The organism is Streptomyces populi (assembly GCF_002911015.1).
Classification (GTDB): domain Bacteria; phylum Actinomycetota; class Actinomycetes; order Streptomycetales; family Streptomycetaceae; genus Streptomyces; species Streptomyces populi.
In genome coordinates, this window is record NZ_KZ626846.1 from 53,284 (window position 1) to 66,029 (window position 12,746).

11 protein-coding genes are annotated in these 12,746 nt (G+C 69.0%); 7 read left to right on the top strand and 4 right to left on the bottom strand.

Translation table 11 applies throughout. The annotated features are described in order from the left end of the window. Nucleotides 1–199: 199 nt before the first annotated feature. A complete protein-coding gene (locus CW362_RS05870) occupies nt 200–4,765 on the bottom strand; it encodes an FtsK/SpoIIIE domain-containing protein (RefSeq protein WP_103548386.1) in 4,566 nt (1,521 codons plus the stop codon). 277 nt (nt 4,766–5,042) lie between these two features. On the opposite strand from CW362_RS05870, the gene CW362_RS05875 reads away from it, so the two are divergent. From CW362_RS05875 to CW362_RS05900, 6 genes are all read left to right on the top strand, one after another. Continuing rightward, complete coding sequence (locus CW362_RS05875) at nt 5,043–5,348, top strand: WXG100 family type VII secretion target (protein ID WP_103548283.1); 306 nt, start codon at nt 5,043–5,045, stop codon at nt 5,346–5,348. A gap of 119 nt (nt 5,349–5,467) precedes the next feature. Next, entirely contained in the window at nt 5,468–5,785 is a 318-nt protein-coding gene (locus CW362_RS05880; protein ID WP_103548284.1) for a hypothetical protein, read from the top strand. After that, complete coding sequence (locus CW362_RS05885; RefSeq protein WP_103548285.1) at nt 5,782–7,065, top strand: WXG100 family type VII secretion target; 1,284 nt, start codon at nt 5,782–5,784, stop codon at nt 7,063–7,065. The genes CW362_RS05880 and CW362_RS05885 overlap by 4 nt, the downstream gene beginning before the upstream one ends. 11 nt (nt 7,066–7,076) lie before the next feature. Next, the gene (locus tag CW362_RS05890; protein WP_162683974.1) at nt 7,077–7,649 is read left to right on the top strand and encodes a hypothetical protein; all 573 of its coding nucleotides are present in this window, start codon (nt 7,077–7,079) and stop codon (nt 7,647–7,649) included. After that, complete coding sequence (locus tag CW362_RS05895; RefSeq protein ID WP_103548287.1) at nt 7,646–8,344, top strand: hypothetical protein; 699 nt, start codon at nt 7,646–7,648, stop codon at nt 8,342–8,344. The genes CW362_RS05890 and CW362_RS05895 overlap by 4 nt, the downstream gene beginning before the upstream one ends. Then, complete coding sequence (locus CW362_RS05900) at nt 8,341–8,886, top strand: hypothetical protein (RefSeq protein WP_103548288.1); 546 nt, start codon at nt 8,341–8,343, stop codon at nt 8,884–8,886. Before CW362_RS05895 ends, CW362_RS05900 begins: the two co-directional genes overlap by 4 nt. Nucleotides 8,887–8,979: 93 nt before the next feature. Here CW362_RS05900 and CW362_RS05905 read toward each other — a convergent pair whose 3' ends face one another. The 3 genes from CW362_RS05905 to CW362_RS05915 all read right to left on the bottom strand — a co-directional run bounded on the left by CW362_RS05905 (nt 8,980) and on the right by CW362_RS05915 (nt 11,690). Beyond that, entirely contained in the window at nt 8,980–9,531 is a 552-nt protein-coding gene (locus CW362_RS05905; RefSeq protein WP_240657671.1) for a hypothetical protein, read from the bottom strand. A 474-nt stretch (nt 9,532–10,005) separates the two neighbouring features. After that, a complete protein-coding gene (locus CW362_RS05910) occupies nt 10,006–11,049 on the bottom strand; it encodes a hypothetical protein (protein ID WP_240657673.1) in 1,044 nt (347 codons plus the stop codon). Next, on the bottom strand, nt 11,037–11,690 hold the full coding sequence (locus tag CW362_RS05915) for a hypothetical protein (protein ID WP_103548290.1): 654 nt from the start codon (nt 11,688–11,690) through the stop codon (nt 11,037–11,039). The genes CW362_RS05910 and CW362_RS05915 overlap by 13 nt, the downstream gene beginning before the upstream one ends. Before the next feature lie 386 nt (nt 11,691–12,076). On the opposite strand from CW362_RS05915, the gene CW362_RS05920 reads away from it, so the two are divergent. Then, nucleotides 12,077–12,727 (top strand): hypothetical protein, encoded by a 651-nt coding sequence (locus CW362_RS05920; RefSeq protein ID WP_103548291.1) that lies wholly within the window; start codon nt 12,077–12,079, stop codon nt 12,725–12,727. Nucleotides 12,728–12,746 lie beyond the last annotated feature (19 nt).

Genomic DNA, 12,746 nt, shown 5'->3' on the forward strand with positions numbered 1-12,746 from the left:
CCAGAAGGATCAGACAGCCACCGGACGCCTCCCCCCGGGACGCCTTCTCCCTCGCCTGCGCCCACGCGGACGGCCGCCGCCGCACGTGCTCGTGGCCCAGCGCCGCCCCAGCGGCCCTGCGCCGCTTCGGTTTCGCCGATCCGCCCACCGGGCCCGCCCCCTTCATCCCTCTGCCACCCGCTCCGCTCAGGCCCGCGGCTCACATCGGTGTCGTCACCGTCAGCGGCTCCCCGTCGCCGAGGTGCAGCAGGCCCTTGCCGGGGGCGACCGGGCCGCCGACCATGCTGCGGTTCGTGCGGATGCCGATCAGTTCACCCGCGGAGGAGTCCTGCGGACACAGCAGGATGCCGCGGCGGCCCTTCTTCATCTCGACCTGCCAGCCGGAGAACCCGCTGCACACGTCCTCCTCGTCACCGGCGATGACCAGACCGAGACCGCGTTCGGTGCCGCGCTGCACGATCCGCTTGAAGACCGTCCCGGCGTCGCAGTCCTCCAGGACCTCGCCGTCGTCGACCAGCACCACGACCGGCTCCTCGGGCGTCGCGGAGTCGATGGCCTCCCGCAGGTCGTCGCCCTCGATGTCGTCCTCGTCGAAGACCTTCAACACGCCTTCCCGCCCGTCCAGTTCACGCAGCGGCGACGGGCGCGGCGCCGCGACGACCAGACGTACGCCCTGGGCCAGGTACGAGCGCGCCATGTTCATCAGCGTCGTACTGCGCCCGGACTTGGCGGGCCCCGCGACGACGAACGTCGGCACGCCCCGGGAGAGGTCGGGGCCGAAGCCCATGACGTCGTCGCCGCCGATGCCCACCAGGCTCCACAGCCGGGAGCGGGAGGCCTCCGGGTCGCGCATCTCCCACGCCTCGGCGAAGCCGATCCGGGTGGGCAGCACGTCGACCCGGAACGGGCGCCGGGCGCGCGGCAGCCCGGCGTCGCGGACCGTGGCCGCCTCGCCGATCGCCGTGAGCGCCGCGGCCTGGCCCTGGCCGGTGGCGTCCTCCGTGAGCAGGGCGAACTGGGTCTCGGTGCCGTGCTCGTTGCGGTAGCCGCGGCCGGGCGGGATCTCCTCGGGGACCTTGCGCGCGTTGACGCCGATCAGGGAGAAGTCGGAGCGGTCGGCGAGCCGCAGAGCGTACTTGTCCTCGGTGAGCGAGCCGATCCGGGTGGAGAGGATCTGGCGGTCGCCCGTCATCACCAGGTGCAGCCCGACGCTCGCGCCCTCGCGCATCATCGCGGTGAGCTGGTCGGTCAGGTCGCCGTGGTCGTACTCGCCGAGCGTCGGCAGCCAGCCTTCCCAGCGGTCCAGCAGCACCACGATGTGCGGGAGCCGTTCGTCCTCCGCCGACGCGGCCCGCTGCTCGCCGATGTCGGCGAAGCCCTTGTCGGCCAACAGGTCCTGCCTGCGGGTGAGTTCACCTTTGAGCCGGGCGACGAGACGGACCGCGCGTTCGGTCTGGTTGCGGCCGACGACCGCGCCGCAGTGCGGCAGCCGGGTCAGCGCGTTGAGCGCGCCGTTGCCGCAGTCGATGCCGTAGAGGTGGACGTCGGCCGCCGAGTGGGTACGGGCCAGCGAACCCGCGATCGTCCGCAGGATCTGCGAGCGTCCGCTGCGGGGGGCGCCGCCGATGAGCAGGTGCCCGAAGGAGGCGAAGTCCACCACGACGGGCCGGCGGGCCTGGTCGGCGGGCAGGTCCGCGACGCCGTACGGGGCGGGCGGCAGCTTGCCCGGACCGCCGGAGAACGCGGGCACGGTGATCTCGTCGAGCAGCAGCGTCTCGGAGAGGGCGGGCAGCCAGGGGCTGTGCTGGGGCGGGATGCCGAGGGCCCGGTTGGCCTCGCGCACGGCGTCGACCAGCACCTTGAGGTCGGTGATCTCCTCCTCCTCGCGCTGCTCGGCCTTCGGCTTGACCAGCGCGGCCCGCCCGAGGTCCGTCCAGCCGAGCGGTCCCGCCCAGGGTGCGAGCACCGCCGGATCGGCGGCACCGGGCCGGCGTCCGCCGACGCGTCCCGACTGGAACGGTACGAGCGAGGCGTGCCCGAGCCGGACGTAGGCGCGGCCCGGCGTGCTCTTGGAGATCTGCCCGGCTTCCGGGGAGTCGATGACGTCGCTCGACTCGCCGCCGTCGGTCACGCGCAGCGCTATCCGGAGGTTGGTGTTGGCCCGGATCTCGGGCGAGACGACACCGCTGGGCCGCTGGGTGGCCAGCAGCAGGTGGATGCCGAGCGAACGGCCCCGCTGGGCGATGTTGACCAGACCCGTCACGAAGTCGGGCAGGTCGCGCACCATGGAGGCGAACTCGTCGATGACGATGAGGAGCCGGGGCACGGGCGCGTGCGAGGGATCACGGCGGACGAGGTCCTGGTAGTCCTCGATGTCCTTGGCGTCGGCGGCGGCGAGGATGTGCTCGCGCCGCTTGAGCTCCGCGCCGAGCGATTCCAGCGCCCGCTCCACGAGATGGGCGTCGAGGTCGGTCACCATGCCCACGGTGTGCGGGAGCTGGACGCAGTCCTTGAACGCCGAGCCGCCCTTGTAGTCGACGAGGACGAACGTCATGTTCTCGGGGGTGTTGGCGACGGCCAGCGACGCCACGATGGTCTGGAGCAGCTCCGACTTTCCGGAGCCCGTCGTACCGGCGATCAGACCGTGCGGGCCGTCGCGCCGCATGTCGATGCCGAACGGCCCGTCGTAGGACTCGCCGATGACGGCCGTCGTCGACTGCCCGCCCATCCGCCAGCGCGCGCTGATCGCGTCCCCGGTCGGCGGCTCCAGCTGGAGCACGTCGAGCAGCCGGCTGGCGCCGGGCAGGGCCGAGTCCTCGGTCTCGCCGCTGATGTCGCGCAGCGCGGACAGGGCGCGCGCGAGCCGGGAGCACCAGGCGGCCGACACGAGGTCGGGCCGTACGTCCTGCACGCGGGCGATGCCCGCCTGCTGGACGCGCAGCCGCAGTTCGAGCGCCTTCGGCGTGTCCGCGGCGGAGACGTCGGTCCCGGCGGCGTGCCAGGCGTGGAAGGAGGGGAAGCCGCCGGGGGCGGCCGGCGCGGCCTCGACGGGCCGCCGCTCGTCCGGGTGCTCCTCGGGCCTGGGCTCCGCGATGACGACGGCCTGGCACTCGCCGGGCAGGAACCGCTCCTCGGCGTCCAGGCAGATCGCGTACACGGACATGGCCGGGCCCTCGCGCAGCAGCCGCACCACACCCGGCATGGACCGCAGCCGCCGGGACCCGTCCCAGACGACGACGATGTCCGGATCGCCGAACGAGGCCTTGTTGCCGTTCTGCCTGGCGGCCTTCTGCCGGGCGTCGAGGAGCTGGGTCAGCTCACCGATGCGGGCGCCGACGGTCTCGGCGTCCGTGCCGATGAGGACGTTGGCGTCCTGGGCGCCGGCGGGCCTGCTGTGCGGGAGCCAGCGCACCCAGTCCCAGCTGTCCTGGCCGCCGTTCTCCGTCAGGACGTAGAACTGGACGTCCAGCGGACTGTGCAGCGCCGCGGTCTGCGCGACGGCCCAACGGCCCAGCGCCCGGGCCGAGTCACCGGGTCCGGCGATACCGACGACACCGCGCTCGGCCAGCGGGAGGGCGACGGGCGTGTCCTCGATGGTCCAGGTGACCTGGCGCTTGTGGTCGTCCTGCTCGGGATCGTCGAGCACGACCTCGGACGGCAGCCGTCCGGTGCCGACGCGCAGCAGCAGGTGGTCGGCGTCGGTGCGGCGCCGCTCCCACAGCCGGGTGCGCGGCCCGGTGCCCAGCGACAGCACGGTCGCCGGATCGGGGACCGCCCGGCGCCGGTCGAGCCGTTCGGCGACCAGCGCCTCCTTGGCGTCCTTCTCGATCCGCGCCTTGTGCTCGTTGTACTCCTTGACCTGCTTGGCGTGGGACTTGCGGCCCTGCTTCTTGTCCATGAGGTAGTTGCCGAGCATGATGAGCGGGCTCAGCAGCGCCATGATCATGTAGTACCAGCGCCCGAAGACCAGCACCATGACGACGGCGCTGACGAGCGGTGTCAGCGCCATCAGCCAGGGCAGCGGCCGGGCCTCGTAGTCCCGTACGGGACTCGGCAGCCGGAACTTCGTCTCGCGCTCCGGCGGGCGCAGCCGCGGCGGCCGGTTGTAGTCGAGGCCGGCACCGTCGTCCGACCACTTGAGCGCGGCATCGGGCTGTGCGTAACGGTCGAGCTGGAAAAGGGAGTTGCCGACGGCGATCTGGCTGCCGAGCGGCCAGGAGTCGTCCTCGCGCTCCTCGAAGGGGGCGCCGTCGAGGGTGACGTCCTCCTTCTCCCCGTGCACGGCGACGCCGCACGTCCCGTCCGTTGCGACTGACAATGTCAGTGCCCTTTGCGGAAGTTCGGGATCGTCGACGCGTACGTACGACGCGGCCCCGGAGCCGATGTCGTACCGGCCGATCCCGAGCCGGTGCACGGCACCGGCCGCGGGGCCGCCCGCCACCCGCAGTTCGACCAGCCCGGTCGGCTCGCCGGGCAGGCATCCGGCCGGATCGTGCAGGCTCACGACAGCGCCCTCGCGCAGCGGCGAGGTGGCGATGGTCGCGGCGGGGTCGACGGGATGCCCGTCGACGTACGCGACCGGCGCGCCGCCGTCCGCGGCTCCCCGGTGCTGTCCGAGGGGGATGATCTGCGCACCGCCGCTGTGACCGACGTGTTCCGCGAGCTCCTTGGCGATGTCCCCCACCGAGGACTCGGGATCCGCGTCGAGAACCACGTCGGCGGTGGCGCCGCCGAGCGGGTCGACGACGGTCAGAGTCAACCGCACGCTCGTCCTCCCCCAGACACCGATGGCCGCTTCCGGAACGCCGGCCACAGTGCTCCCGACCATAGCCGCTCATCGCTTCCCGCAGGCAACGGCCCGTGTGAGGGAACCACGAAGACCCCGTCCGGGAACCGGGCTTGGTGCGCGCTCGTGACACAACCGGGGTGTGCGGCTGCAAGCGCCGTAGTTAAGCTGCTTGCTCGACGCGGACGGTCGCACCATCCGCATCAGGAGCCACGGGGGTTGGCCCTGCGGCGAGTTGAAGCATGGAGGACGCCACATGGCCGGCGGCAAAGACGCGGACATCACTTACGAGAAGATGCGGCACGCCGCGAAGCGGCTCGGCCACGAGAAGGAGAAGATGGAGGACAAGCTCCACGGCCTCGACAGCTACATCGACGGCCTCGTCGCCGACGGTTACACGACGGCCAAGGGCTCCCAGGCCTTCGACGACTCCTTCAAGGAGTTCACCAAGGGCATGAAGGACACCCTCGAGGGCCTCAAGGGGATGGCCAAGTTCCTGGAGGACGCGGCGAAGGCGTACGAGGACCTGGACGACCAGCTGGCCAAGGGCGTCAAGGGTTAGTCGGACCCTGTGGACCGCACCGGGTGCGACGGGGCGCGCTGCGCTCGGTCGCACCCGTGTCCGTGGCACGGCGCAATGGGACGACCCCGTACGACAGTCGAGCAGGAAGCCTGGAAACCGTGGCGGACAGAACCCGATACGACCTCGACCTGATCAAGGATTGCTCGGATTCGCTCTACCGAATTCACCGTGAGTTCGACCAGCACGGCAATCCCGCCGACGGCTACGGCGATGATCTGGGCAGCGACAGACTCCGGGATGTCTTCGACGACTTCTCGGACACGTGGAAGAAGAGCCGCAAAAAGCTGATGAAGGACATCGAGAACCTCGCCAAGTACACCGCCGAGGCGGCCAAGGCGTACGAGGACATCGATCACCAGCTCGCCGAGGCACTTCGCGACGCCAAGAAGAGTGACCAGAAGGGGAAGAGGCAGTGACGGCCCGCCCGAGTGACTGGACGCCGATGTACGACTCCGATCCTGTGCCCGGCGATCCGCACGAGGTGGCACGGCTCGGCAAGAAGCTGCGCGGCATGGCCGAGGAGATCGACAAACAGGCCCGGAACATCAGGGCGTTGGCATCCGTCGACGGCTGGGACAGCGACGCCGGGCGCGCTTTCCACGAGACCGCGAGTGACACGGCCGGGCGGTTGAAGAAGGCGTACGACCGCTACAACGAGGCGGCGACGGCACTCGGCACCCAGGTCAAGGACGGCGAGTCGGACGAGTACGCCGGTGAACTGCATCGCGCGCAGCGCATGGCCGACGCGGCCCTGGAGGACTTCCGTGCCGCGGAGGTCGACCACAAGGCGGCTCTCAAGGTGCTGGAGCCGTACACAGGGACCGTTCCGTCCAAGGACGACCATGTCGAGCGCACGAAGCAGGAGAAGAAGCGGGACGACGCCGCACATCTCATGGCTGTCGCGCGCAGCAGGATCGAGTCGGCGAAGGAGATCCGGGACGACGCGGCGAAACGGGCCGCTCATCGGATAAAGAACGTGATCCATCACGACGGGGTCCACGACCCCGGCGGGATCATGAACTGGATCGCTGATCACGCGGACTGGTTCTCCGCCGCTGCCACCATCCTGGCGGTGGTGGCTCTCGGCGCCGCCATCATCTTCACCGGAGGTCTCGCGGCACCGATCATCGCGGGCATGGCGGCAGCGCTCAGTGCCACCGCTTTGTCGGGTCGGCTGTACGACGTGTTCGCCCGGGGTGGCGAGTTCGATGCTCTGAAGATCGGTTTCGACGTCTTGGGGCTCTTCCCCGGATTCGGTGCCCTCCGAGGTCTCAGTGCAGGGGCCAAGGGAGGCCGACTGGTCGCGGCGCAGGCCGGTCTCTGGGAGAAGTTCAGCAACGGCCTCGGCGTGAAAGGGATCAACGGCCTGGCCAAGGTCACCTCCAAGTATCTGACCAAGCGGGGAATCACCAAGGTGAGGATCCCGGAGGAGGGCTTCAATCCGGAGGTCGTGACCCGGTACATCAAGGGCACCGGCCTGGCTCACCTCTACGTGAAGACGCTGGAACGGCTCAGCGACGATCACCCCGAGGGCGGCGGACCTCATAAGATTTCGCCCCCGCCCGGTGATGTCCGGCCCACCCCGGCACCGGGTACGAGCCCTGCAGCCCCCGGAGGACCCGCCACGCCTTCACCGACCCCGCAGCCCAGCCCGTCGTCGAGCTCGTTCCGCGCCGCCCTGGCGCCCGCATCGTAGGACTGAAATTCATGAGCGATCAACGAGGTCTGCACTCCGGACAGTTCATGGGGGACGACGGGGGTGCCCACGCCATGGTCTCCTCGTCCGTCATCGCCGAGGTTCCCGCCGCGCGGGCCGCGGCCGAGAGGTACGGCCGCGAAGTGCGCTTCGACTTCCTGGACGACAAGGCCGTCCACGGAATGCTCTTCCACCGGTGGGAGGACAACAGGAAGTGGCGCGGACGCGGGTGCCTGGCAGGCGTTCTGCTGGCCGTCTTCGGATTCGGCGCCTGGCCGTTCTGGGATCTTGTGGCGTCCCAGAAACCACGCCCCTTCCAGATCGCTTTCATCGTCCTGGATGTACTGATCGTCTTCGGTCTGATCATCGGGCTGTATCTGTGGCGGCGGCCCAGTCTCAAGGACCCGTCGCTGCGCAACGTGCGCATCCGGGCACGCAGGTATCGCGAAATCGCAGTCATCGCCCGCCGGGGCGGAGCCGACATCCCAGCCGCATACCCCTACTACGGCATGTACGCGTCGTCCCGGAGATTTTTCCCGGATGCTCCCGAACTGCCCGGCCCCGAAGAGGAACAGCCCGCGTGACAACCTTGCCCGAACTGTCCACGCTGATCCCTTCCCGCTCCGTTTCGCCCGTCCTTGACGCGGAGGACATCCATGTCCGCTGGGTCGTGCCGGAGGTCTTCCACGACCTGCCTCTCCAGGAGACGGATGACGACGAGGCGGTCCGGTTGTTGGAAGAACTGGTGGAGAACGCGCTCCCGGGTGCCGCAGAGGACGAGAGGACGAGATTCGGACTGATCTGCGCGCTCGGCGTCGACGATCTCCGGGCCACGGGTACCGAATATGCCGCCGTCTGTCTCACGGCGGTGGACGACACCGTCTGTAGCGCCACGATGTCCGCGACCCTCGTCGACAGCCCTGACGCGCGGGGAGTGCGAGGTGCGGTCGAGGCGATCGCGTCGAGCCTCGCAGGGATCGAGGTGGCCGAAGTCTCCGAGATCGAACTCCCCTGCGGTCCGGGGGTCTCGTGCATCGGTACCCGGCAGGAAAAGCTCCCCGCCTCGCTGACCGAGGCGGGCGAGAATCTGGGCTTTCCGGTTGCCTACATCCGTGTGTACGTCCCTCTGCCGAACGACACCACCGTGGTCATGGAGATGTCGACCCCCACCATGACCGGTTGGGACGCCTTCTCCACGATGTTCGGTAACGTCGTCAGCAGCATCCGCCTCTTCAACGCCGACGGCTCGGCATTGATCACCTCGGGAACCGGACAGTGACCGCCACCGAGCCCGCGCCCTCGGACTACCGGCTCCTCGTACCCCGCGACTGGTTCCGCGTCGACCTCACGCACGAGCGCTGGCGCCGGCAGCTGAAGACCTTCGTGGACAAGGAGTCCGAGGGAAACCGTGTGCCTGCGGAGGCCGCTCGCAGCCTCTGGACAACGCTCCGCAACGCCGCCGAGGGCAGCCTCGCACAGGGCGGGCTGGAGTTCTTCCTGAAGACCGAGTCGCCTGGTTCGGCCCTCCCCGCCTCTCTCCTCGTTTCGTTGGCTGCAACGCCGCGCGGGCTGGCTCCGACGCCCGCTGACTTCGCCCCCGAGCTGGCCCGACGGCTGGGGCCGGAAGCCGAAGTGGATGTTCTGACACTGCCTGCGGGCGGAACGGTCCGCGCTGTCGGGAAGACAGCCATGGACTTCCACGTACACATGCCCGGCGGTATCGGCTACCTGCATCTGGCCTTCTCGGTGCCGCTGAGCGGCACCGAGAGCCCGATGGGGGACCTGTGCGACGCCATCGCCCACTCCTTGCGCTGGGTCTGATGTCCGCCTGAGCACCGAGCGCACGGACGATGCCGGGCGAGGCGAACGACGGCTCGATGACAAGCGGCCGTCCGCGGGCGTCGGCGCCGGATCTCACCCTCTGGCGGTGTCGGCACCACCCGCCCGTGAACGGCGCATCACATGCATGTGGAGTTCGCTGCGCCGCTCCTCCGTGATCAGCGTCAGCCAGGAGCCGTCGGTGAAGCGGATGCGCAGTCTGTCGCTCGCGTGTTCATTGCGGAGCGGGTCCTCAAGGACCGCGCTGTCCGCGGGGATCTCCGCGACGACCTGTACGAGGCTCTCTCGGCGGATGGACACACGCTTCGGCGGTGACGCCAGCACGATGCGGCCCTCGGTCAGGGCGACGAGCCGCTGGTGATGGGAGGAGTGGCCGTACCAGCGCAGCAGGAGCTGCCCGGCGGCGCTGTTCCAGTCGCCGTCGAAGGTCTTGTCGAGTCCGTGTTCGGTGACGGCCCGATCGCGGATCTTGGCCGCCCGACGTTCGGACCGGGACGCGTCTCGTTCCTCTTTCGTCGCCAGCACTGCCTGGAGGGCTTCGACGCAGGTCGCGAGGAGGCCGAGGAGCAGGCCGATGAGCATGAAGGGAGCAGCAAGGGCGACCCCGGCCATGGCCGGGGGCCGCATGACCGCCGGGCGTGTCCGCCCCGCGCCGGCCGCCTGGCGGACGGCCTCAGGGGGATCGGGGATCCTGCCGATCGTGCACCAGGCCGCGGCATCCGGAATGAACCCGAGTCTGTTCTTCCGAGAGGTGAGGAGAGCACTGTTTTTTCGCGCGTTCCGCGCCTGCCCCGCCCGAGGTCCAGCATCGATCGTGCTGGTGAATCGTGCCGAGGCGTCGGACGATTCCACGGATTTCTCAGGACGTGACACTTCGGTTCCCTGTCTTCCTCGCGATCCAGGTCGCACCGATGATGGTCACCCGCACTCTGAAGTTCGCTTTATTACCCAGCTGTTCGAGGAAAGTCCCAGTCATTTCGCCTGCTTTCCTTGCGGTGTTAGCACGGTTTCCGGGGTGCGAGCTTGAGTGTTCCCTGCCGAGTGTCCGCCGTGGGCACGCGGCCGACTCTCGACGGATCCCCATGGCGTGAACGGATGCCGTCACCGGTTGACCGACTGGATCTCCTGCACGGTGATGTCCTGGGTGGTCCCGAAGGTCCCGTCGGGCAGGTCACCGCCGGCGCCTCCGGTACCGGTCCAGGTGACGTTCCAGGTGATGGTGGCCCGGAGCCTGTACGTGCCGTCGCCCGATGAGCGCAGGTATTTGATTCCGCAGGGCGGGGTCTGACCGGCCTTGCCCTTGGCGTACGGGGTGCCGATGGAGTGGTCGTCGTTCAGCCGGCACTCTCCCGAGGCCGGGTAGGTCTCGGCGTCGCTCGTGCCGGGATCCAGCCTGAGCGAGACGGGCTTCGCGGTGGTGGTCGCCGAGATATTGAGCCCGGCGACGTTGAGGGCGGCGGTCACGGAGACGTCCTTGAAGGTCGCCTTGTCGAGCCAGGCCCAGGTGGGCAGGTTGACCTTGGTGGTGTCGCGGGGGGCGAGGGTGACTTCGGTCGCCGGGAGCGTGATCCTGTTGTAGGCGAGTTCCGCCAGCACCTGCGGGGTCACGGCGTTCTTCACCGCGGGAGTGTCCCCGTTCAGGACCCAGAACGGCAGCTCACTACAGGTGAAGGCGGCGGGATCGTCCAGGCGGTTCGGGTTCTGCACCGATACCCACCAGTTGCCCTCGTCCGCCTCGTCGAGGTTGTAGTCCTTGTACTTGCCGTCTTTGTAGATGTCCCGGAACTGGCCCGTCGCCGACTTGGCGTAGTTGGGCTGCTGGGGATCGTTGACGACTTCGTCGTACTCGCCTTCGACCTTCTTCTTGAACTCGGCAGCCGACACAGGTTCGTACCAGCAGGCCGGAGGCGTCCAGTTTCCTACCGGCGTGACGTTGCCGGAAGACTTGCCACCGCTTCCACGAGCGCTGCCGGAGTACGTGATCCGCGACTCCAGCGTGTGGCCGGAGCGCTTTGCGGACGTGTTGACGCTGGTATCGGAACCGCCGGTGCCGCGATCGGCGAAAGCCGGGCTGGGCAACAGCACGCAGGTCGTCGCAAGGGCGCCGACGGTGAACATCCGGCTCTTGGACCTCAGCGCGTGCATTTGCCGCTGCCCCTTTCGGAGACGAGCTGTGTCGTCTGCCAGACGCCGTTGCCGGCCTTCTTCAGATGAGTGTTGTAGTAGACGTACGAGTTCTTGGTCACCGGGGTTCTGTCGACCTTCTTCGTCTTCACGTCCTTGTTGAACGCCTTGCTCTCGTCCGTGCAGAACGTGACTCCCGCGGATGTCGTTCCGTAGAGCGTCACATCGGGACGGAAGTACCGAACGGTGCCGGTGTACGTGATTCCGGCGTCCACGAAGGACTTGACCCACTGAGCGCCGCCGACGAGGGCGTCGCCCTGCCGGTAGAAGGCGAGGGCCGGCTCGTCGGGATTCCCCTTGATGATGGCGTAGTTCGTGGCAGTCTGCGCCCGACCCGCGTCCGCGAGGATCGCGTCCTTCGTCGCGTCCCCGGTCCTCCACCCCTCGAACTCGTCCTTCACGTCGCCCGGAAGGGTGATGTCGGGCCGGTCCGCGCCGTCCGAGGCGCTCGCGCTGGAGGAGGCCGAAGCGGTGGCGCTCGTGTCCGCGCCCTTGATCTTGTCGTTCGCCTTCGGGGTGCCGTCCCCACCACCACAAGCCGTCAGCAGCAGGGCTGTTGTCGCGGCGAACGCGGTAGCAACGGGCAAAGAGCGGCGCTTCACAGTGGTCTCCCCGTGGGACGTCGGTCGGGTGAAGTGGGTCGAGGGAAATGACGGTATCCGTGGGGTTCCTGGTTTCGCCAGGACGGAACCTCCCTGTGGATGGGGGCATACGGGTCTGTTCCGGGGTGAAGCGGAGCTCTGGGGGCGCCCGATCGTGTTCCGGGACACATCGGTTCGCGCGGTGACGGGGCCGTCTCCACGGCGCGGCCCCACTTTGCGTTCGGCATCTTCACCGGTGCGCGAGGGCAGGGGACCGTTCCGCTGCTTGGTTCGTGGGCGGCCTGCCCTTCGCGTGCGTCCCACCTCGTAGGCTGACCCGAGCCGAACTGATCGAACGGGTATCTGCAGTTCGCGCGGAGGGACGGACTGACCCCGGAGGGAACACCATGGACCGCTACATCGAGACGCTCACCGTCGAGCGCGGCGGATTTCGGATCAAGGTGCCGGAGTCGTGGTGGGAGTTCGACGTGCGGCCCGAGTCCCGGGACGACTCGATCCGGCGGATGGTGAACGAACGGATCGGACAGAGGTCCGAGTTGGCTCCGTATCGCGACACCTACGTCCGCTTCCTCCGCAAGGCCGCCGCCGACGCCTGGACGTCCGGTGCCCTCTACTGCGGCTGCATGGCGGAGTCCTTCGGCGGCGACACCCCGATCACCGGATCGGTCACCGTCTCGATCGTCGGCGGACGTACGCGCACGGGTGAGCCTCTGTCCACCGACCCCCAGGTCATGGCGGGCCAACTCGCCGTGCGCGAGGCCAAGAAGGAGGGCGACGCCTGGCGCAAGGTCACCACCGTCGACATACCCGGTGTCGGTCCCGCCGCCCGGACGTACGGCATCGAGGACATCCCCGTCCCCGACGACAGCCTCGGGCGCACGGTCCGTGCCGTGCTCATGCAGACGTTCATCCCGGTGCCCGGCCAGGAGGGCAAGGTCGCCCTGGTCGCGGGCAGCAGTCAGGTGCTCGATCTCGCCGACTCCTTCTTCGACGTCTTCGACGCCGTCACCTCCACGTTCCGCTTCGCGCAGCCTTAGCCCCGCGGCGGCTTCCTTC